17 protein-coding genes are annotated in these 20,146 nt (G+C 65.5%); 7 read left to right on the top strand and 10 right to left on the bottom strand.

Translation table 11 applies throughout. The annotated features are described in order from the left end of the window. The 4 genes from rsxC to metG form a co-directional block, all read right to left on the bottom strand. Positions 1–2,043, bottom strand: a complete 2,043-nt coding sequence (rsxC, locus tag JYP50_RS18055; protein WP_206561957.1) for an electron transport complex subunit RsxC — start codon at positions 2,041–2,043, stop codon at positions 1–3. Next, complete coding sequence (gene rsxB / locus JYP50_RS18050) at positions 2,040–2,651, bottom strand: electron transport complex subunit RsxB (protein WP_206561956.1); 612 nt, start codon at positions 2,649–2,651, stop codon at positions 2,040–2,042. The genes rsxC and rsxB overlap by 4 nt, the downstream gene beginning before the upstream one ends. A 6-nt stretch (positions 2,652–2,657) precedes the next feature. Continuing rightward, positions 2,658–3,236 (bottom strand): electron transport complex subunit RsxA, encoded by a 579-nt coding sequence (gene rsxA / locus JYP50_RS18045; protein WP_206561955.1) that lies wholly within the window; start codon positions 3,234–3,236, stop codon positions 2,658–2,660. 292 nt (positions 3,237–3,528) lie between these two features. Next, complete coding sequence (metG, locus tag JYP50_RS18040) at positions 3,529–5,601, bottom strand: methionine--tRNA ligase (protein WP_206561954.1); 2,073 nt, start codon at positions 5,599–5,601, stop codon at positions 3,529–3,531. A 277-nt stretch (positions 5,602–5,878) separates the two neighbouring features. Here metG and apbC point away from each other — a divergent pair, with 277 nt between their 5' ends. Both apbC and dcd read left to right on the top strand, forming a co-directional pair. Next, positions 5,879–6,697: an iron-sulfur cluster carrier protein ApbC gene (apbC, locus tag JYP50_RS18035; protein WP_206561953.1), complete on the top strand. Its 819-nt coding sequence runs from the start codon at positions 5,879–5,881 to the stop codon at positions 6,695–6,697. A 29-nt stretch (positions 6,698–6,726) separates the two neighbouring features. After that, the gene (gene dcd / locus JYP50_RS18030) at positions 6,727–7,293 is read left to right on the top strand and encodes a dCTP deaminase (RefSeq protein ID WP_206561952.1); all 567 of its coding nucleotides are present in this window, start codon (positions 6,727–6,729) and stop codon (positions 7,291–7,293) included. A 117-nt stretch (positions 7,294–7,410) separates the two neighbouring features. Here the strand turns inward: dcd and JYP50_RS18025 are convergent, their stop codons facing one another. From JYP50_RS18025 to purM, 3 genes are read right to left on the bottom strand one after another with little or no spacing between them, the layout of a single operon-like run. Beyond that, the gene (locus JYP50_RS18025; RefSeq protein ID WP_206561951.1) at positions 7,411–8,196 is read right to left on the bottom strand and encodes a DUF3108 domain-containing protein; all 786 of its coding nucleotides are present in this window, start codon (positions 8,194–8,196) and stop codon (positions 7,411–7,413) included. Beyond that, positions 8,144–8,806: a phosphoribosylglycinamide formyltransferase gene (gene purN, locus JYP50_RS18020; RefSeq protein ID WP_206561950.1), complete on the bottom strand. Its 663-nt coding sequence runs from the start codon at positions 8,804–8,806 to the stop codon at positions 8,144–8,146. The genes JYP50_RS18025 and purN overlap by 53 nt, the downstream gene beginning before the upstream one ends. Beyond that, the gene (gene purM, locus JYP50_RS18015) at positions 8,803–9,861 is read right to left on the bottom strand and encodes a phosphoribosylformylglycinamidine cyclo-ligase (RefSeq protein WP_206561949.1); all 1,059 of its coding nucleotides are present in this window, start codon (positions 9,859–9,861) and stop codon (positions 8,803–8,805) included. The genes purN and purM overlap by 4 nt, the downstream gene beginning before the upstream one ends. A 172-nt stretch (positions 9,862–10,033) precedes the next feature. On the opposite strand from purM, the gene JYP50_RS18010 reads away from it, so the two are divergent. The 4 genes from JYP50_RS18010 (at position 10,034) to JYP50_RS17995 (ending at position 14,060) form a co-directional block, all read left to right on the top strand. Further along, positions 10,034–11,083 (top strand): DUF2066 domain-containing protein, encoded by a 1,050-nt coding sequence (locus JYP50_RS18010; protein WP_206561948.1) that lies wholly within the window; start codon positions 10,034–10,036, stop codon positions 11,081–11,083. Then, the gene (locus JYP50_RS18005; RefSeq protein WP_241263284.1) at positions 11,071–12,153 is read left to right on the top strand and encodes an AI-2E family transporter; all 1,083 of its coding nucleotides are present in this window, start codon (positions 11,071–11,073) and stop codon (positions 12,151–12,153) included. Before JYP50_RS18010 ends, JYP50_RS18005 begins: the two co-directional genes overlap by 13 nt. A 2-nt stretch (positions 12,154–12,155) precedes the next feature. Then, the gene (gene hda / locus JYP50_RS18000; RefSeq protein ID WP_206561947.1) at positions 12,156–12,863 is read left to right on the top strand and encodes a DnaA regulatory inactivator Hda; all 708 of its coding nucleotides are present in this window, start codon (positions 12,156–12,158) and stop codon (positions 12,861–12,863) included. A gap of 162 nt (positions 12,864–13,025) precedes the next feature. Further along, positions 13,026–14,060: an OmpA family protein gene (locus tag JYP50_RS17995; RefSeq protein ID WP_206561946.1), complete on the top strand. Its 1,035-nt coding sequence runs from the start codon at positions 13,026–13,028 to the stop codon at positions 14,058–14,060. On the opposite strand, the gene JYP50_RS17990 is transcribed toward JYP50_RS17995, so the two are convergent. The 3 genes from JYP50_RS17990 to JYP50_RS17980 are packed head-to-tail and all read right to left on the bottom strand — an operon-like array spanning position 14,048 to position 16,452. Continuing rightward, positions 14,048–14,836, bottom strand: coding sequence for an amidohydrolase (locus JYP50_RS17990; protein WP_206561945.1), 789 nt, complete (start codon positions 14,834–14,836; stop codon positions 14,048–14,050). The genes JYP50_RS17995 and JYP50_RS17990 overlap by 13 nt on opposite strands. Next, complete coding sequence (locus JYP50_RS17985; protein ID WP_206561944.1) at positions 14,824–15,969, bottom strand: methionine aminotransferase; 1,146 nt, start codon at positions 15,967–15,969, stop codon at positions 14,824–14,826. The genes JYP50_RS17990 and JYP50_RS17985 overlap by 13 nt, the downstream gene beginning before the upstream one ends. Before the next feature lie 12 nt (positions 15,970–15,981). Further along, positions 15,982–16,452 (bottom strand): Lrp/AsnC family transcriptional regulator, encoded by a 471-nt coding sequence (locus JYP50_RS17980; RefSeq protein WP_241263283.1) that lies wholly within the window; start codon positions 16,450–16,452, stop codon positions 15,982–15,984. Positions 16,453–16,582: 130 nt separating this feature from the next. On the opposite strand from JYP50_RS17980, the gene JYP50_RS17975 reads away from it, so the two are divergent. Beyond that, positions 16,583–20,134, top strand: a complete 3,552-nt coding sequence (locus JYP50_RS17975; protein WP_206561942.1) for an indolepyruvate ferredoxin oxidoreductase family protein — start codon at positions 16,583–16,585, stop codon at positions 20,132–20,134. Positions 20,135–20,146: the final 12 nt, after the last annotated feature.

Here is a 20,146-nt window from a genome sequence, read left to right as displayed (position 1 = left end):
TCAGTGGTTCTCCGCCGCAGCGTGGGTCGCCAGTTCGGTTTCGGTGGCGGCGATCTTGTCCCGCAATCGTTCCACGCTGGCCTCCAGTGCCTCCACGATCTTGTCTTCCTCGCCAGCGTTGCGGCTGTCCGCCAGGCGCTTTTCCGACTTGGCCAGTCGCTGTTGCAGGCTCTCGAGTTGTTTGCGCGCCTTGTCCCTCGGGCTCAGGTCGGCGTCCGCGGCCCGTGCCGCCCGGGCTTTTTCGATGGCGGCCTGGGCCGCGTCCACAGGCGCTGCCTCCGCCCCGGTGGAGAGGGCGCCGCCGTTACCCTGGGCGGCTCTGTGGTCCGCCAGCGCCTGTTCGGCTTTTTCCAGCTTGGCCCGGGTCTTGTCGACACCGGTCTGCAGGGCGTCCACCAGGTCGGAGCCCTCGGCCCGGGCCTGCTCCAGCTTGGCGGTGGCGGTCTGCAGCCGCTTACTCGCCGTGACGACCGCCTGTTCCAGCTTGTCCACTTCGCTCTCGCTGCCGGCGGCCTGCTGCTGGGCGGCTTTCTTTGCCTTGGCGCGTTCGATGGCGGCCTGGATGGGGTCTTCGTTTTCCGCGCCTGTCGCGGCTTGCCGCGCCTTGAGTTCGGCCGCCTTCTTGCGCGCCGCGCGCTTGGCTTCTTTCTCTTCGGCCTCCCGGGCCAGGCGCTCCTGGCGGGCCTCGAAGCGCAGGCGCGACTGCTCGGATTTGTCGTGGTCGCGGCGCTGCTGCAGGATCTCGGCCTTGGACGCGCGGTAGTACTGCACCAGCGGAATCTGGCTGGGGCAGGCCCAGGAGCAGGCCCCGCATTCGATGCAGTCGAAGAGGTTGTGCTCTTCGAGTTTTTCGTATTCCTTGCCCCGGGCGAACCAGAACAACTGCTGTGGCAGCAGGCTGGCCGGGCAGGCCTCGGCGCACAGGCCGCAGCGGATACAGGCCTGCGCCGGCGGCGGCGTGGGCAGCTCGGCCTCGGTGGGCGCCAGCAGGCAGTTGGTGGTTTTCACCACCGGCGCCGCGGTGTCGGTGAGGGTGAAGCCCATCATCGGGCCGCCCATGACCAGCCGGTTGTTGCGGGTCGCGTCGTAGCCCGCCAGCTCCAGCAGGTGGCTGATGGGGGTGCCCAGCAGGACTTCGTAGTTGCCGGGGTGGGCCACGGCCTCGCCGGTGATGGTGGTGATCCGCGAAATCAGTGGGCGCCCGTCGAGGATGGCGTCCCTTACCGCCACCGTGGTGCCGAGGTTTTGGCATACCACGCCGATGTCCGCCGGCAGTCCGCCGCTGGGGACCTGCTTGCCGGTGAGTATTTCGATCAGCTGCTTTTCACCCCCGGAGGGGTACTTGGTGGGGAACTCCACCACCTCGATGCCGCTGTCACCGGCCGCGGCGCGCAGCGCGGCGATGCCCTCGGGCTTGTTGTCCTCGACGCCGATCAGGGTTTCGGCGGGCCCCACGATATGCCGCAGGATCTCGGCTCCGGCGATGATATCCGCGGCTCGCTCGCGCATCAGCGCGTCGTCGGCGGTGATATAGGGTTCACACTCGGTGCCATTGATGATCAGGGTGTCGACGGTGGCGCCCGGTTTTTGCCGCAATTTGACCGCTGCGGGGAAGCCCGCGCCGCCCATGCCGGCGATGCCGGCCTCGCGGATATGCTCCAGCAGCTCCGAGGGGCTGACACCGGGGTAATTGTCGATGCCGGTATGGGGCAGCCATTCGTCACGGCCATCGCATTCGATCACCACACAGGGCGCCCGGAAACCCGAGGGGTGGGGAATGGGGCGCTCCTCAATGGCGATCACCGTGCCGGAGCTGGGGGCGTGTTGGGGCACGCTGACGAAACCGCCCGCCTCGGCGATCACCTGGCCCTTGAGTACCCGCTCGCCCACCGCCACGATGGGGGCGGAGGGCGCGCCGATGTGCTGCGACAGGGGGATCACCAATTGACCGGGGATGCCCGCATCCCGTATCGGCTCGCCCAGTGACTGGCGCTTGTTTTCCGGCGGGTGAATGCCGCCGTGGAAGTCGAAAATCTTCCTCATGCCGCGCGATCCGTGTCGAGGTCGCTGGCGATCACGTCCACATTGGCCCGGCCCAGTTCGGGCAGTTGCCAGTGCCAGGTCTGCAGGTTTTCCTCCTGTGGAATCATGTCGATACAGTCCACCGGGCAGGGCTCAACGCACAGGTCACAGCCAGTGCACTCGCTGGCGATCACCGTGTGCATCTGCTTGGCGGCGCCGAGGATGGCGTCCACCGGACAGGCCTGGATGCACTTGGTGCAGCCGATACACTCATCCTCGCGGATGTAGGCCACTGCCTTGACCTTCTCTTCACCGTGTTCCTCGTCCAGCGGTATGGGTTCCACGTCCAGCAGGTCCGCGAGCGCATGGATGGTGGCCTCGCCACCCGGCGGGCACTTGTTGATCGCCTCGCCGTTGGCGATGGCCTCCGCGTAGGGGCGGCAGCCGGGGTGGCCGCACTGGCCGCACTGGGTCTGGGGCAGGATGTCGTTGATCTGGTCGGCGATGGGGTCGCCCTCGGTCTTGAAGCGCACCGCGGCGAAGCCCAGCAGCGCCCCGAACACCGCGCCCAGGCCGACCAGCGCGAGCAGCGCTGCCAGTAGCGGGTACTGTGAAATGAACTCAAGCATGCGCGATCAGACCAGCCCGGCGAAGCCCATGAAGGCCAGCGACATCAGTCCCGCGGTGACCATGCCGATGGCGGCGCCCTTGAAGGGCACCGGCACGTCCGCCACCGCCAGGCGCTCGCGCATGGCGGCAAACAGGACCAGCACCAGGGAGAAGCCCACCGCGGCGCCGAAGCCGTAGAACAGCGACTGCAGGAAGTTGTGCTCCTTGTTGATATTCAGCAGCGCCACGCCCAGTACCGCGCAATTGGTGGTGATCAGCGGCAGGTAGACGCCGAGTACCCGGTGCAGCAGGGGGCTGCTCTTGCGCACCACCATTTCGGTGAACTGCACCACCACGGCGATCACCAGGATGAAGGAAATCGTGCGCAGGTACTCCAGGCCCAGGGGTTGCAACAGGTAGCTGAATACGAGATAGCTGCATACCGAGGCCAGGGTCAGTACGAAGGTGGTGGCCAGGGACATGCCCATGGCCGTTTCCAGCTTGTTGGACACGCCCATGAAGGGGCACAGCCCCAAAAACTGCACCAGTACGAAGTTATTGACCAGGATGGCCCCGATCAGCAGGATGGAGTAGTCAGCCAGCATGCTCCGGTCTCAAATTGCGCCGCGGCCGGTGTTGTCGGCCGCAACCGCCACGGTAAAACGGCTAATGGTAAGTAGTTAGCGCCCCCGGGACAATGTCTGGATTGGCATAAGCTAATAACATATCCGGTCAGGCGAATAAATTTGCCGTGCGCTTGGCCGTATGAATGACCCGAAAAGAGGGGCCCGCTGTGCCCGAAAAAGAGGGGCAGGCTCTCGGCCCTACATGGGCGACGCCACGACCTGTAGGGTCGAATTCATTCGACCAAAAACCCCGATCAACACCGTCCCCCGATTATTTCACCTGCATCCCGGGCTCGGCGCCGTCGTGGGGTTCCAGCAGGTAGATATCCTCCCCACCGGGGCCGGCCGCCAGCACCATGCCCTCGCTGACGCCGAAGCGCATTTTGCGCGGCGCGAGGTTGGCGACCATTACCGTGAGCTTGCCCACCAGGTCTTCCGGTTGGTAAGCGGCCTTGATGCCGGCGAAGACCTGGCGCTGCTCCCCGCCCAGGTTCAGGGTCAGGCGCAGCAGTTTGTCTGCGCCCTCTACATGGTCGGCGGCGACGATTTCGGCCACCCGTAAATCCACCTTGGCGAAGTCCTCGAACTGAATGGTGTCGCTTCGGGAGTCGTCGTTCTGGGGGGCTGCCGCTTTGTCGGAGGTCGCTGCCGTTGCTCCCGGGGCCGTCGCTTCTGCGGCCGCGGCGGTGGCCGGGGCCTGCTCGCGGCTCGCTTCCACCAGGGCGTCGATTTGCTTGGGGTCGATGCGGGTGATCAGGGGCTGGAATTTCTCCAGCCGGTGGCCGCGCAGGGGGGCGTCGAGGGCGGTCCAGTCCAGGCTGTGGTTGAGGAAGGCCTCGGCCTTTTCCGCCATCGCCGGCAGCACCGGCTTGAGGTAGGTCATCAGAACGCGGAACAGGTTGATGCCCACGCTGCAGACATCGTGCACCTCCCGCTCGCGACCGTCTTCCTTGGCCAGTACCCAGGGCTTTTTGGCGTCGATGTACTGGTTGGCGCGGTCCGCCAGGGCGACAATTTCGCGGATCGCCTTGTTGAATTCGCGCCCCTCGTACAGGCCGGCGATGTCCGCGCCGCGGTCGATGAAGGATTGCACCAGTTCCGCTTCCGCGCACTCGTCGGCGAGGGTGCTGTCGAACTGCTTGCGCAGGAAGCCGGCGCAGCGGCTGGCGATGTTGACCACCTTGCCCACCACGTCGGCGTTTACCCGCTGTACAAAATCCTCGAGGTTGAGGTCGATGTCATCCACCGAGGCGCCCAGCTTGGCGGCGAAGTAATAGCGCAGGTATTCCGCCTCGAGGTGCTCGAGGTAGGTGCTGGCCTTGATAAAGGTGCCACGGCTCTTGGACATCTTGGTGCCGTTGACGGTCAGGAAGCCGTGCACATACACCGCGGTGGGGGTGCGCAGGTTCGCCGAGTGGAGCATGGCCGGCCAGAACAGGCCGTGGAAATTGATGATGTCCTTGCCGATGAAGTGGTACAGCTCGGCCGCCGAGTCGGGCTGCCAGAAGCTGTCGAAATCCAGCCCGGTGCGCTCGCAGTAGTTCTGGAAACTCGCCATGTAGCCAATGGGGGCGTCCAGCCACACGTAGAAGTACTTGCCCGGCGCGTCGGGAATCTCGAAGCCGAAGTAGGGGGCGTCGCGACTGATATCCCACTCCTGCAGGCCGGCGTCGAGCCACTCGCGCAGCTTGTTGGCGATTTGTGGCTGCAGGGTACCGGAGGACGTCCACTCCCGCAGCATGTCGGTGAAGGCCGGCAGGGTGAAGAAGTAGTGCTCGGACTCCCTCTCCACCGGCGTCGCGCCCGACAGGGCCGATACCGGGTCGATCAGTTCGGCGGGGGTGTAGGTGGCGCCGCAGGCCTCGCAGTTGTCGCCGTACTGGTCGGGCGTCTTGCACTTGGGGCAGGTGCCCTTGATGAAGCGGTCGGCCAGGAACAGCTGTTTCTCCGGGTCGAAGGCCTGGGTGATGGCGCGGCTGGCGATGTGGCCGTTGGCCTTCAGGCGGCGGTAGATCTCTTCGCTCCAGTGGCGGTTCTCCGGCGAGTGGGTGCTGTAAAAGTTGTCGAAGCCGATCAAAAAGCCCGCGCTGTCCCGTTCGTGCTCCTCCTGGACGCGGCGAATCTGCTCCTCGGGGGTGATGCCGAGCTTTTCCGCGGTGAGCATGATCGCGGTGCCGTGGGCGTCGTCGGCGCAGACGTAGTGGCAGCGATGGCCGCGGGACTTCTGGAAGCGCACCCAGATGTCGGTCTGCACCATCTCCAGCAGGTGGCCCAGGTGGAGGGAGCCGTTGGCGTAGGGGAGGGCGCTGGTAACCAGGATGTCGCGGGTGCTGCTGTCAGCCATTGTGTGCCTGTGTGCGTCGGGTGAAAAATGGGGCGCTACTATAGCTTTTTTACGCCGCCATTTCATCCGGACTGGCCCGGTTCACGGCACTGATACCCGCCGGCAAAGTCCCTTGCGGCCTGGCTTTGGGCTGATTTTCGCCGCGCTTGCCGCGTTGTTGTCGGCCGGCCGTGGGCGTATACTGCCCGGCTCATTCACCGGCGGGGCGGCCGGGCGCTTTCCTGGCGCCATCGTTGCCGGGTTTCCGTCGCAGGCTGTATTACGGATCGCAGTTCCCATGAACCAGATCAAGCATATTGTCGCCGTTGCCTCCGGCAAGGGTGGGGTCGGCAAGTCCACCACGGCGGTCAATCTCGCCCTGGCGCTGAAGGCGCGGGGGGCTGAAGTCGGCCTGCTCGACGCGGACATCTACGGGCCCAGCCAGAAGACCATGCTGGGCATTGCCGAGGGCACGCGGCCGGAGCAGCATGAAGGCAAGTACCTGTTGCCGGTGGAGGCCCACGGCCTGAAGACCATGTCGATGGCCTACCTGGCGGGCGAGCGCACGCCCATGGTGTGGCGCGGCCCCATGGCCGGCGGCGCCCTGACGCAGATGCTGGAGCAGACCCTTTGGGGGGCGCTGGACTACCTGGTCATCGACATGCCGCCGGGCACCGGCGACATACAGCTGACCCTGTCCCAGAAAGCCACCGTGGCCGGGGCCGTCATCGTCACCACGCCCCAGGACATCGCCCTGCTGGACGCCCGCAAGGGCATCGAGATGTTCCGCAAGGTCGACGTGCCCATTCTGGGCATCATCGAGAACATGGCGGTACATGTGTGCAGCCAGTGCGGCCACGAAGAGCATATATTCGGCGCCGAGGGCGGGCGCCGGGTGGCCGAGGACTACGGTGTCGAGCTGCTGGCCAGCCTGCCGCTGGCCCTCGCCATTCGCGAGCAGACCGACGCCGGCCGGCCCACCGTGGTGGCGGCCCCCGACTCCCCCGAGGCGGCCAGCTACCTGGCGGCGGCACAGGCCATCGAGCGGGCGCTGGCGGCAGCGGCGCCGGCGGACGGCGTACAGCAGTTCCCCAATATCAGCATCAGCGACGACTAGTCGCCCAGACCCCACGGAGCAGCGCAAGCGTGAGCATCAAGTCAGACAAGTGGATCCGCAGGATGGCCCTGGAGCAGGGCATGATCGAGCCCTTCGAGCCGGGCCAGGTGCGCGCCGACGGCGACCGCCGCCTGATTTCCTACGGCACCTCCAGCTACGGTTACGACGTGCGCTGCTCGAGCCATTTCAAGGTGTTCACCAATATCAACTCCGCCACCGTGGACCCCAAGGGCTTTGACGAGAAGAGTTTCGTCGACGTCGAGGACGAGGTCTGCGTGATCCCGCCCAACTCCTTTGCCCTGGCCAGCACGGTGGAGTACTTCCGCATCCCGCGCAACGTCCTGACCATCTGCCTGGGCAAGTCCACCTACGCCCGCTGTGGCATCATCGTCAACGTCACTCCGCTGGAGCCGGAGTGGGAAGGGCACGTGACCCTGGAGTTTTCCAACACCACCACCCTGCCGGCGAAAATCTACGCCAACGAGGGCGTGGCCCAGATGCTGTTCTTCGAATCCGACGAAGTGTGCGAAACCAGCTACAAGGACCGCGGCGGGAAATACCAGGGCCAGCGCGGGGTGACACTGCCGAAGGCCTGAGCGTGGGGAGGCCCTTGTAGGGTGGGCAGAGGGCCTCTCTTCTTGGGGCGTTCATTCCGCCAAGCGGCGGTTGGCGAGGTCGAATGAATTCGACCCTACACGGCGGCCGGTTCTGCGTTATGTGCCCGCCACTTCCGCGTCGGCGCTGACCGGCTTGCCCTCAATCGAGGCGCTGGTGAGCACCACTTCCACCGGCTTGTCGTCCTCTACGTGAATGGTCTTGACCATCAGGTAGTCCCAGGCCGGCGCCACCCAGATTTCCGATTTGCGCTCCGGGTCGTCGTGCAGGCGCTCGAAGTGCAGGGTCTCAACCGGGCCCATGGCGGTCTCCAGCACCTGTTCGCCACGGAATTCGATCTTGTAATCCTTGACCTTGCGCCCGTCGGCGACGGTGATTTCGATGTCGTCGCGGGGATTCTTCGCCGATAGCATCAACAGCCGCAAATGCTCCTGCTGACTCAGGCGGTCCAGGGTGCCCTCTTTATTGGGCAGTTCGTACCATTCGCCCTTGTACAGGCTGCGCACCGAGTCGCTGTCCGGCGTGAAGTGCACCTCGCGGCGGCGGTTGATCAGCCCCGTGCCCTGGTAGACGTAGGATCTGGGCACCACTTCGCCCTCCTCGACGCGAAACACCGCGACCTCGTGAAAGCCCACCACCAGGATCTTGCCGCCGTTGGTGAGGGTGTAGCCGCCGTCGCCGTCGGTCTTCAGCTCGCGCTTGAGGGTCAGGTGCATGCCCAGGGCGCTGGTGTCGTACTGGGCGGTGTAGGGGCGCAGCGTGTCGCTGGCGCTGGCGTGCAGGGGGGCCAGGGCCAGCAGGGCCCCCGCCAACAGGGCGCGGGCCCCGCGATCAGGTGAGATCAGGCCGGAAAGGAATGCCCGTTGCCGGGATTTTCTCGCCATCGAGAAGGGCTCCTTGGTCAGTCAGCCGCAGCCGCCCCTGGATGAACCAGCGCGCGGCCAGCGGATAAATTTTGTGCTCTTCCACGATCACCCGTCGCGCCAGGCTGTCCGCCGTGTCACCGGCCTCGATCGGCACCCGGGCCTGGAGGATGGGCGGCCCGCCGTCGAGCTCCTCGGTGACAAAATGCACGGTCACGCCCGCTTCGGTGTCGCCGGCGTCCAGCGCGCGCTGGTGTGTGTTGAGTCCCGGGTATTTTGGCAGCAGGGAGGGGTGAATGTTCAACAGTCTGCCGCTGAAAGCGGTAATAAACACGGAAGTAAGGATGCGCATGAAGCCCGCGAGGATGACCAGGTCGGCCCCGGTCCGTTCGATTCTCGCCGCCAGGGCCGCGTCGAAGGCCTCCCGGCTGTCGTAATCCCGGTGGTTGACCACCGAGGTGTCGATCCCGGCCCGCGCCGCCAGTTCCAGCCCCGCCGCGTCCGGGTTGTTGCTGGCCACGAGGCTGATGTCGGCGTTCAGGGTGCCCCGCTCCACGGCCTCGATAAAGGCCTGCATATTGGACCCCCGCCCGGAAATCAGGATGGCGAGCCGAGCCGGTTTGGCACTCATGAGGCGACCAGCTCAACCTCGCGCGCGCCGCCGCCGATGCGGCCGAGCCGCCAGGCGCGGTGCCCCGCCGCCTCCAGTGCCGCCACCGCCGCGGCGCAGTCGGCTTCCGCCACGCACACCACCATGCCCACCCCGCAGTTGAAGGTGCGGTACATCTCGCGGGTGGCGACGTTGCCCTGCTCCTGCAGCCAGCGGAACACCTCTGGCCAGGCCCAGCTGCCGGTGTCGATGTGGGCGCTACAGCCCTCGGGCAGCACCCGCGGCAGGTTCTCCAGCAGGCCGCCGCCGGTAATGTGGGACAGGGCCTTGACCTCGATCTTGCCGATCAGGTCGAGCAGCGCCTTGACGTAGATGGTGGTCGGTTCCAGCAGGGCCTGCCCCAGAGTGGTATCCCCCAGCGCTTGCTCGAGATCGGCGCCGCTGACCTCGAGGATCTTGCGGATCAGGGAGTAGCCGTTGGAGTGCGGGCCGGAGCTGGCCACGCCGATCAGCGCGTCGCCCTCGGCGACCGCGCTGCCGTCGATGATGGCGGACTTTTCCACCACGCCCACGCAGAAGCCCGCCAGGTCGTAGTCCTCGCCGGCGTACATACCGGGCATCTCGGCGGTTTCGCCTCCTACCAGGGCGCAGCCGGCCAGCTCGCAGCCGCGGCCGATACCGGTGACCACCGCCGCGGCGGTCTCCACGTTCAGCGCGCCGGTGGCGTAGTAGTCGAGGAAGAACAGGGGTTCGGCGCCGGCCACGACCAGGTCGTTGACACACATGGCCACCAGGTCGATGCCGATGGTGTCGTGGATGCCCAGGTCCATGGCCAGGCGCAGTTTGGTGCCCACGCCATCGGTCCCGGAGACCAGCACCGGCTCCCGGTAACCCGCGGGCAGTTCGCACAGGGCGCCGAAGCCGCCCAGCCCGCCGAGCACCTCCGGCCGCGCGGTGCGTCGGGAAACGTGCTTGATACGCTCCACCAGGGCATTGCCGGCATCGATGTCGACGCCGGCGTCCCGGTAGCTGAGGGAGGGTGAATGGGAGGAGGGGCCCTGTTTGTCAGTGCTCATGCGGCGCGCGTCCGGTCAAAGATCATTGGGAATTCGTGAGAGGCTGGGTATTCTATCAGGCTGTTGAAAAAGCCTCCAAAGGCTTTTTCGGCGTATCGCGGCGGCGTTTGTCCGCAAATGCGGGTATGGGCTGTTACAATTGCGCACTCGCAAGGTCCATCGGGAGAATGGGGTGATCAGACTCGTCGCGCAGTGGAGCGCCGTGGTACTGCTGGCATGTTGGCTGGCGGCCGCCGCGCGCGCGGAAGTCGTCGGGGATCTCTACACCGGGCAGGTGCCGGTGGCCGATCGCAGCCAGCAGGAGCTGGCCAGGGCCGCCAGCGCGGCGCTGGCCGAGGTGCTGGTCAAGGTGTCCGGCAGCGCCGAGGTGCTCGATTTGCCCGAGGTGGCGGCAAGCCTGGACAATGCCCTGTCGCAGGCACAGCAGTTTTCCTACGCCCGCACTGGCGACGAACACCGGCCCCTGGCGGCGCGCTTCGAATTCGACCGGGGCTGGGTGGGCGACCTGCTGACCCGGGCGGGGGCACCGATCTGGACCGCCAACCGTCCCGCGGTGCTGTTGTGGCTGGTGCAGGACACCGCGCGAGGGCGGGAGTTTGTCAATCGGGACAGTGCCCCGGAGCTGTTGGCGCAGCTCGAGGCGGATTTCGAGCGCCGCGGCGTGCCCCTGCGCCTGCCGCTGTATGACCTGGCCGATGCCGCCGCCCTGTCGGCCGAGCAGGCCTGGCGCCTGAACACCACGGCACTGCGCCAGGCCTCCAGTCGCTACGGTGTCGGCGAAATACTCGCCGGGCGCATGACGCAGTTGTCCAGCGGCCAGTGGCTGGGGGATTGGGCCTACCTGTCCGCCCACGGGCGCATTGATCGCAGTGCCACCCCGGAGTCCGTCGAGCGCTTCCTGGCGTCCGGGGTGGGCCTGGTGGCCGAGGACATGGCGCGGCGCTACGCGGTGGCCGCGGGCGCGGCGCCGGCCAGCGGGGTGGCGATGTCGGTCGCTAATGTACGCAGCTACGCCGACTACGCGGCTATTGTCACCTGGCTGGAGGGTCTTGAGTTGATCGAGCACGCCAATGTCGAGCAGGTGCGGGGGGATCGCCTGGAGTTGCGCCTGCGGGCCCAGGCCGACGCCGCGCGGCTGGCGGCGATCATCGAACTCAATCGCCACCTGGTGCCGGTGGGCGGCGCCGTCGACGGGGAGTTGAGCTACCAATGGCGCAACTAGGCGATCCGGTGCCCATGGCGGGCAACCGCTGGCCCTGGTTCCTGGCGGTCCTGCTGGCCTTTGGCGTGGCGTTCTACGCCCTGCAGCCCATTTTGCTGCCCTTTGTGCTGGGTGCGCTTATCGGTTACCTGGGCGACCCCCTGGTCGATATCCTCGAGGGCCGCGGCATCGGCCGAACCGTCGGCGTGTCGCTGGTCTTTTTGTTGTTTACCGCACTGCTGGCGCTGGGTCTGCTGATTGCCATTCCGGCCCTGCTCAACCAGCTCGACGCGCTGGTCGGCAAGGTGCCCGCCCTCTATCGCTGGATTACCCAGACCCTGCTGCCCTGGGTGCAGTCGCGCTTCAGCCTGCCGCCGGTGCAGCTGCCCGAGATCGACTGGACCGCGCAGCTGGCGGAAAACTGGCAGTCGCTGGGCAAGACCACGGCGCAGACGCTGCGCACCATAACCGGTTCCGGCATGGGGCTGCTGGGCTGGCTGTTCAACCTCGCCCTGGTGCCGGTGGTGGCTTTTTACCTGATGCGCGACTGGGACATCATGATGGCCAAGCTGCTGCGCATGATGCCCCGCGCCTGGCAGGACAATACCGCGACCATGGTGGGCGAGGCGGACGAGGTCCTGGGCGCCTTCATTCGCGGCCAGCTGCTGGTCATGCTGGCCCTGGGGGTGATCTACAGCGTCGGGCTGTGGTTGGTGGGCGTACAGCTCGCGCTGGTGCTGGGCACGGTGGCGGGGCTGGCGAGCATCGTCCCCTATCTGGGGTTCATCGTGGGCATTGTCAGTTCGCTGGTGGTGGCCTATGCCCAGTTTGGCGAGTGGGGCGCGCTGCTGCTGGTGGCCCTGGTGTTCGGTGTGGGCCAGGTGCTGGAGTCGGTGGTATTGACGCCGGTACTGGTGGGGGACCGCATTGGCCTGCATCCGGTGGCGGTGATATTCGCGCTGATGGCCGGCGGCCAGATCGCCGGCTTTGTCGGCGTGCTGGTGGCCTTGCCAGTATCCGCGGTGATCATGGTGTTTGTGCGCCATGCCGTGGCGCACTACCGCGCCAGCGATCTCTATCAGGGGGATTGAACGTGTCGCAGCCTCATTTTACCGGTGCGCAACTGGCTCTCAACGTGCAGTTGCGGGACGATGCCACGCTGGAGAACTTCCTGCCCACCGCGGCGCTGGCGCCGCTGGTCGCGCTACTCGAAGTCCAGCTGGAGGCCGGGGGCGAGCCCGTCATCTATCTGTACGGCGGCGCCGGAACCGGCAAGTCGCACCTGCTCCAGGCTTGCTGCCACCGGGCGCAGGCCCCCGCGCTCTACCTGCCGCTGGCCGAATTGCGCGAGCACCCGCCGGAAGCGGTGCTGGCCGGCACCGAGTCGATGGCGCTGGTCTGCCTCGACGACATCGACGCGGTACAGGGCGACGCCGACTGGGAGCGGGCCCTGTTTCACTTCTTCAATCGCGCGCGGGACGCGGGGTGTCGATTGCTGATTGCCGCCGATGCCTCGCCGCGTGGCTTGGCGGTCCAGTTGGCCGATCTGCGTTCCCGCCTGTCCTGGGGCGTGGTCTATCACTTGCCTGGTTACGATGATGAGCAAAAGGAAGCGCTGCTGGCCTTTCGCGCCGCCCGCAAGGGGCTGCAGATGCCAGCTGAAGTGGCCCGCTACATTGTGAGCCGCGCGCCGCGGGGGCTGGCCGAGTTGTTGGCGCTATTGGATCGCCTGGACCGACTGTCGTTGGCGGAGCAGCGGGCGCTGACCGTGCCTTTTGTAAAACGCGCCCTTGGCTGGTGACGGGCGAGGCGGTCATCTATTCCCGGATTTTGTGCGTAATTAAGCGTAAATATTCCACCCCAACTTTAACTAGTAACTTAGTAAATCGCTGCTATATTGAGTGAAGTACGGTGTTCGCGCGACTGGAATGGCGCGTGTGGTTTTATCAGGAGAAATGCAACAATGAAGAATCGAATTCTTTCCCTTGCCGCTGGCGCGGCGCTGGCTTCGGTACTGGCGGCCCCCGCGTCCGCCGAGGTACCCGTTACCATCAACCTGGGGGGTGGTTACTGGAATTTCGACGGTGATCGCAACCTCGACGATGATGCCACGCCCTGGGGAAGTATCGAGTACGCCTTCGACGACAACTGGGCCGCGGAAATCTTCTACGCCGAGGACTCCACGACTACCGAGGACGGGCAGCTGGATGTGGATGTGGCTACCTGGAATCTCGATATGCTCTACTACGGTGGCAGCTATATTGGCGGCGGCAACCGCGTGCGTCCGTTCCTGGCATTTGGTGCCGGCGAAATCGACTATGAGTTCGACAACGGCACCGATACCGTGGAAACCGTGGTCAACGCCGGCGCGGGCCTGCGCTACATGATCACCCCGCGTTTCGGTGCGCGCTTCGAGGCGCGCATGCTGCACAGCCTCGACGAGAACGAAAACGACCTGCTGTTGCTCGCGGGTCTGAACTGGTACTTCGGCCAGGTAGCGGAAGACGCGCCGCCCCCGCCGCCCCCCGCGCCCGCGCCGGTGGACTCCGATGGTGATGGCGTCAACGACGACCGCGACCAGTGTCCGGGTACACCACCCAATACCCGCGTCGACGCCAATGGCTGTCCGCTGCCGGTGGAGCGCGTTGCCTCGATCAAGATGAAGGTGAACTTTGACTTCGACTCCAGCGTGGTCAAGGAGCAGTACTTCAACGACATCAGCGAGCTGGCCGCCTTCCTGAAGCGCTTCGATGACATCGACGTGGAGCTGGAAGGTCACACCGACAGCACCGGTCCCGAGAGCTACAACCAGAAACTGTCCCAGCGCCGCGCCCAGGCCGTGAAGGAAGTGCTGGTTAACCAGCACGGCATTGCCGCCAGCCGCATCAAGCCGATGGGCTACGGCGAGTCCCAGCCGGTTGCCAGCAACGACACCAAGGACGGCCGCGCCCAGAACCGGCGCACCATGGCCACCCTGGAAGTCACCTACGAAGAGTAGGTGACGCCCTCCAGCTGGAACGCATCCGCGTCCAGCTGGCACGGGAACCTATCTCGGTACTCAGCCAAAGCGGCACCGTTTAGCTCAACGCTAACGGTGTCGTTTTCATTTCCGGGGTCCGCCAGAACCCCGCCGTCGGCGGCTAGCGCCATGCTGTCGCCGCTGTAGTCGAGCCCCTTGGCGTCGCTACCCACCCGGTTGACACCCACCACGCAGGCCATGTTTTCGATTGCGCGGGCTCGTAGCAGGCTGCGCCAGTGCTGCCGCCGGGCGGCGGGCCAGTTGGCGACATAGACCGCCAGGTCGTAGTCGTCGCGGTTGCGGCTGAACACCGGAAAGCGCAGGTCGTAGCACACTTGCAGCAGGATGCGCCAACCGCGCCAGTGGACGATGGTTCGCTCGGTGCCGGATGCGTAGCGTTTGTGCTCCCCGGCCATGCGAAACAGGTGGCGCTTGTCGTAGTGCCAGCAGTCCCCGGGCGTGGCGAACAGCATCCGGTTGTACACCGCATCGCCCTCGCGCACGGCGATACTGCCGGTTACCGCGCAGTCGCGCTGCCGGGCGATCTCCCGCAGCCACTGCTCGGTGGCGCCGCCGGGTTCCTCGGCGTTGGCCAGGGCGTTCATGGAGAAACCGGTGGTAAACATCTCCGGCAGTACCACGAGATCCGGTTCGCCGCCGATGCCGGCGATGATCTCGGAGAATTGCCGCCGGTTGTCCTCGGGGGCTTCCCAGGCGAGTTCGCACTGGACAAGTGCCGTGGTTAAATTTTGCATAGTACCTCCGCGGCCCGCAGCAGTTGCTCGTCCTGTTTGGCGAAACAGAAGCGCAGGCAGTGCTGCTGCGGGGGGGCTTGGTAAAAGGGGGAAATGGGAATACTGGCGATTCCGTGCTCGACGGTCCACTGCTCGCACAGCTGGTGGTCCGGCGCGTCGCTGATGGCGCCGTAGTCCAGCAGCTGGAAGTAGGTGCCGGCGCTGGGCCTGAGCGTGAAGCGCGAGCCCTCGAGGGCGTGATTGAACAGGTCGCGCTTGCGCTGGTAAAAGGCCGCCAGGGTCGCCGGGTAGTCGGGCTCGGCGGCCATGAAATCCGCCAGTGCGAGCTGCACCGGTGTCACGCCCACGAAGCAATTGTACTGGTGAACCTTGCGCAACTCCGCGGTCAGCGCCGGCGGTGCCACGCAGTAGCCGGTCTTCCAGCCGGTAACGCCGTAGGTTTTGCCGAAGGAAAACACCGCCACGCTGCGCTGGCGCAAGGCCGGGTATTGCAACACGCTGTGGTGTTGCCGGCCATCGTATAGCAGGTGTTCGTAGACCTCGTCGCTGAGTACCAGTAGGTTTTCGAGCTCGGCGATATCCTGCAGCTCCTCCATGTCGGCGTGGCTGAGGACGGCGCCGGTGGGATTGTGGGGGGAGTTGATGACGATCATCCGGGTGCGGCTGGACAGCGCGTTTCCCAGCAGGTCCCAGTCGATGGCGAAGCTGCCGTCCACCAGTGGCACATGCACCGCGCGGCCGCCGGCCAGGCGAACGGCGGGTTCATAGCTGTCGTAGCAGGGGTCGAGCAGGACCACTTCGTCCCCCTCCCGCACCAGCGCCATGATGGCGCAGAAAATACCCGCCGTGGCGCCGGGTACGATGGTGATTTCGGCGACCGGGTCGGGACTGACGTCGCGAAAACGTTGCAGCTGGGCCGCGACCTGGGTGCGCAGGGCGGGTTCGCCGGTCATCGGTGCGTACTGGTTGTGCCCCTCCAGGCTGTGTCGCGCGAGGGCTTCGCGCAGGGCCAGGGGCGCCGGGAAGTCGGGGAAGCCCTGGGACAGGTTCAGCGCCCGGTGTTCCCGCGCCAGGGCCGACATGCGGGTGAAGATGGTGGTGCCGACCTCGGGCAATTTACTGGCGATGTCCATGTAGCTCCAATCTTACAGTTGGGTGTCGAGCGGTAGCTCGGTGCTGTTCTTGATTTCGGTGACCGCCATGTGGGAGTGCAGCTCCCTGATCGCCGGTGAGGCGGTCAATGTATTGCGCACGAAATCCTCGTAGTGGCGGATGTCCCGGGTGACGATCTTGAGCATATAGTCCCATATCCCGGTCATGGTGTAACACTCCACGACCTCCGGGTGGCCGACGATCTCCGATTCGAAGCTCATCAGGTTCTGGCGGCCGGTGGAGGTGAGGTTGATGGTGGCGAAGACCACCACTTCCATGCCCAGGGACTGGCGATCCAGCAGGGCGACCCGGCGCCGGATCAGCCCGTTTTGCTCGAGCCGGTGAATGCGTCGCCAGCAGGGCGACTGGGACATATTGATGCGCTCGGCGATCTCGCTGGTGCTGAGCGTGGCGTCCCGCTGCAGCAGGCGCAGTATGGTCAGGTCCTGTCGGTCTAGCTCCATAAATAAATTATCCAAAAAATACATCTAAAATAACTTACTTATCCATAATAGGCCGCTTTATGGCGTTAATTCAAATAATAATTCCTGCCCTGTTGGGACACACTACCCCGATATTTCTACGGTGAAGTCTATGGCTAAACACAACAATCAAACGGCTCGCGACACGGCATCTGGCGTAAAAAATCCGTCCCCGGGCGATGCGAAAGTCAGGAAAGTATCACTGGACGACAAGTACGCCCTGGACGCGGCCCGCGCCTATATGACAGGCATCGAGGCCCTGGTGCGCCTGCCGATGCTGCAGCACCAGCGCGATGCCAGCCGGGGCCTCAACACCGCCGCGTTCATCTCCGGCTATCGCGGCTCGCCCCTGGGTGGGGTGGACCAGGCCCTGTGGAAAGCCAAGCCCTGGCTCGATGAGCACAACGTGGTGTTCCAGCCGGGGATCAACGAGGACCTCGCCGCCACCGCCGTGTGGGGCAGCCAGCAGACCAACCTGTTTCGCGGCGCGAAGTACGACGGCGTGTTCGGCATGTGGTACGGCAAGGGGCCGGGCGTCGACCGCAGCATGGACGTGATCAAGCACGCCAATGCCTTTGGCACCAGCAAGTACGGCGGGGTGCTGGCGGTGGCCGGCGACGACCACGCCTGCAAGTCCTCCACCCTGCCGCACCAGTCCGAGCACATGTTCATCGGCGCCTCGGTGCCGGTATTGAGCCCGTCCAACGTGCAGGAAGTGCTGGATCTGGGGGTGTACGGCTGGGAGCTGTCGCGGTACTCGGGTTGCTGGGTGGCGCTGAAGGCCATTACCGAGAATATGGATTCGGCGATTTCCGCGGATATCGACCCCAACCGCATCGATATCGTCATCCCCGAGGATTTCGCGCTGCCCGCCGACGGCGTGCACGCCCGCTGGCCCGATAAGCCGCTGGAACAGGAATTGCGGCTGAATAAGTACAAGATTTACGCCGCGCGGGAGTTCGCCCGGGTCAATGGCCTCAACCGTATCGTTGTGGACAGCCCCAACGCGCGCCTGGGCATCGTCACTTCCGGCAAGGCCTACCTGGATGTCATGCAGGCTTTGGAGGACATGGGCATCGACGACCGGGCGGCCGCCGAAATCGGCCTGCGGGTGTACAAGGTGGGCATGCCCTGGCCGCTGGAGCCGCGCACCACGCACGAGTTCGCCGAGGGCCTGGAGGAAATCCTGGTGGTGGAGGAAAAACGCTCCATCATCGAGGACCAGCTCACCGGACAGCTCTACAACTACCCGGTGGCCGCGCGTCCGCGGGTGTTCGGCGAGTTCGACGAGAACGGCGCCGACCTGCTGCCCAACCTGGGTGAATTGACGCCGGCCATGGTCGCCCTGGCGATTCACAGCAGGATCAAGCGCTTTTTCCGCTCGGAGCTGATGGAGCAGCGTGTGGCATGGATTCATCGCAAGGAGGCCTCCCTGGCCGCGCCGCGCGAGGGTATCGAGCGGGTGCCCCACTTTTGCTCCGGCTGCCCCCATAACACCTCCACCCGGATCCCCGAGGGCAGCCGCGCCATGGGTGGCATCGGCTGCCATTATATGGCTACCTGGATGCCCGACAGGGAGACTCACACGTTTACCCAGATGGGCGGCGAGGGTGTGACCTGGGTCGGCCAGGCGCCCTTTACCGACACCAGGCATGTATTCCAGAACCTGGGAGACGGCACCTATTTCCACAGCGGCTTGCTGGCGATCCGCGCCGCGGTGGCCGCCAAGGTGAACATTACCTACAAAATTCTCTACAACGACGCCGTGGCGATGACCGGTGGCCAGCCCGTCGATGGCACGCTGTCCGTCGGCGACATGGTGCGCCAGGTCAGCGGGGAGGGGGTGCGCCGCATCGCCCTGGTCAGCGAGGCGCCGGAAGCCTGGCGCGGCCAGTTCGGCGGCATCGCAGGCTTCAGCCTGCACCACCGCGACGAGATGGACAGCCTGCAAAAGACCCTGCGTGAGTTCGAGGGGACGTCTGTGATTGTCTATGTCCAGACCTGCGCCGCCGAGAAACGCCGCCGTCGCAAGAAAGGCCTGATGCATGACCCCGCCAAGCGCCTGTTCATTAACGACGCGGTCTGCGAGGGTTGTGGCGACTGCAGCGTCAAATCCAACTGCCTGTCGGTGATTCCCAGGGAAACCGAACTGGGTCGCAAGCGGCGTATCGACCAGAGTGCCTGCAACAAGGATTTCAGTTGCGCCAAGGGCTTTTGTCCCAGCTTTGTCACCGTACTGGGTGGCAAACTGCGCAAACCCGAGGGCGCGGGGGATTCGGATCACATTTTCGACCCGCTGCCGGAGCCCCGGCTGCCGGCCCTCGACCGCCCCTGGAACACGGTAGTGACCGGCGTCGGTGGTACCGGCGTGCTGACCATCACCGCCCTGGTGGCGATGGCCGCCCATATCGAGGGCAAGGGCTGCGCAACCATGAACCAGACCGGCCTGGCGCAGAAGTTCGGCGCCGTGGTCAGCCACGTGCGGGTGAGCGCCGACCAGGAGGATATCAAGGCGGTGCGCATTCCCGCCGGCGAGGCCGACCTGCTATTGGGCTGCGACCTGGTGGTGACCGCGACCTACGAGGCCCTGGGCAAGGTATCCCACGGCCGCACCCACGCCGTGGTCAACAACGCAGAGGTGCCCACCGCGGCCTTTGTTCTCGACCCCGACGCCAGGTTCCCCACCGCGTCGATGCAGGGCCGGGTGAGCGAGGAAGTGGGCGAGGCGGGCACGCACTTTATCGATGCCACCCGGATTGCCACGCAGTTGCTTGGCGATTCCATTGCCGCCAACCTGTTCCTGCTGGGCTTCGCCTGGCAGCGTGGCATGGTGCCGGTATCCGCCGAGGCCCTGGAGCAGGCCATCGAGTTGAACGGCGTGGCCGTGTCGTTCAACAAGGCCGCCTTCCTGTGGGGGCGCCGTGCCGCGTACCAGCCGGACAAGGTGCTGGCCCTGGTCGATGAGCTGGCACCGGAACCCCGGGCGCGCCTGGAGCGGCTGGACGATATCGTCGCCGACCGGGTCAAGCGCCTGGGTGACTACCAGGACGCTGCCTATGCCGAGCGCTATCGCCAACGTGTGGAGCAGGTGCGCGCGGCGGATCCGCGCGCGGAGGAGGCTGACTCCATTGCCGTCGCGGCGGCTCGCAATCTGTACAAGCTGATGGCCTACAAGGACGAGTACGAGGTTGCGCGCCTGCACAGCAGCGATGAGTTTCGCCAGCAGCTGGCGCGGCAGTTCGAGGGTGACTACGAACTGCGTTTCAATCTGGCGCCGCCCCTGCTGGCCAAGCGCGATCCGGGCACCGGGCACCTGGTCAAGCGAGAGTTCGGCCCCTGGATGATGACGGCTTTCGAGTGGCTGGCGAAATTGCGCCGCCTGCGCGGCACCCGGTGGGATGTGTTCGGCTATACCGCCGAGCGCCGGCGCGAACGCCAGGATATCGCCGACTACGAGGCCGTGCTCGAGACCATTTGCCGTGAGCTGGACGCGGACAACTACGCCCCGGCACTGGAACTGGCGCGCCTGCCGGCCAAACTGCGCGGCTACGGTCACGTAAAGGACCGCAATCGCGACCAGCTGGCACTGCGCCAGCAGCAACTGTACGCGCAACTGCGCGGCGAATCACAAACCGCGGCGGTAAAGTTCGTCGACGCGGCCTGACCCGATACCCCC

The organism is Parahaliea mediterranea (assembly GCF_017255185.1).
Classification (GTDB): Bacteria; Pseudomonadota; Gammaproteobacteria; order Pseudomonadales; family Halieaceae; genus JAFKCZ01.
This window is presented reverse-complemented; position numbering and strand designations above follow the sequence as displayed.

Excerpts from the sequence above, each read along its gene's own strand:
- apbC (WP_206561953.1), top strand. The coding sequence starts at position 5,879 with ATGAACCAGATCAAGCATATTGTCGCCGTTGCCTCCGGCAAGGGTGGG.
- JYP50_RS17975 (WP_206561942.1), top strand. The coding sequence starts at position 16,583 with ATGGCTAAACACAACAATCAAACGGCTCGCGACACGGCATCTGGCGTA.
- metG (WP_206561954.1), bottom strand. The coding sequence starts at position 5,601 with ATGGCTGACAGCAGCACCCGCGACATCCTGGTTACCAGCGCCCTCCCC.
- JYP50_RS17990 (WP_206561945.1), bottom strand. The coding sequence starts at position 14,836 with ATGCAAAATTTAACCACGGCACTTGTCCAGTGCGAACTCGCCTGGGAA.
- rsxC (WP_206561957.1), bottom strand. The coding sequence starts at position 2,043 with ATGAGGAAGATTTTCGACTTCCACGGCGGCATTCACCCGCCGGAAAAC.
- JYP50_RS18005 (WP_241263284.1), top strand. The coding sequence starts at position 11,071 with ATGGCGCAACTAGGCGATCCGGTGCCCATGGCGGGCAACCGCTGGCCC.
- JYP50_RS17980 (WP_241263283.1), bottom strand. The coding sequence starts at position 16,452 with ATGGAGCTAGACCGACAGGACCTGACCATACTGCGCCTGCTGCAGCGG.
- JYP50_RS17995 (WP_206561946.1), top strand. The coding sequence starts at position 13,026 with ATGAAGAATCGAATTCTTTCCCTTGCCGCTGGCGCGGCGCTGGCTTCG.
- purN (WP_206561950.1), bottom strand. The coding sequence starts at position 8,806 with ATGAGTGCCAAACCGGCTCGGCTCGCCATCCTGATTTCCGGGCGGGGG.
- rsxB (WP_206561956.1), bottom strand. The coding sequence starts at position 2,651 with ATGCTTGAGTTCATTTCACAGTACCCGCTACTGGCAGCGCTGCTCGCG.
- rsxA (WP_206561955.1), bottom strand. The coding sequence starts at position 3,236 with ATGCTGGCTGACTACTCCATCCTGCTGATCGGGGCCATCCTGGTCAAT.
- JYP50_RS18025 (WP_206561951.1), bottom strand. The coding sequence starts at position 8,196 with ATGGCGAGAAAATCCCGGCAACGGGCATTCCTTTCCGGCCTGATCTCA.
- JYP50_RS17985 (WP_206561944.1), bottom strand. The coding sequence starts at position 15,969 with ATGGACATCGCCAGTAAATTGCCCGAGGTCGGCACCACCATCTTCACC.
- purM (WP_206561949.1), bottom strand. The coding sequence starts at position 9,861 with ATGAGCACTGACAAACAGGGCCCCTCCTCCCATTCACCCTCCCTCAGC.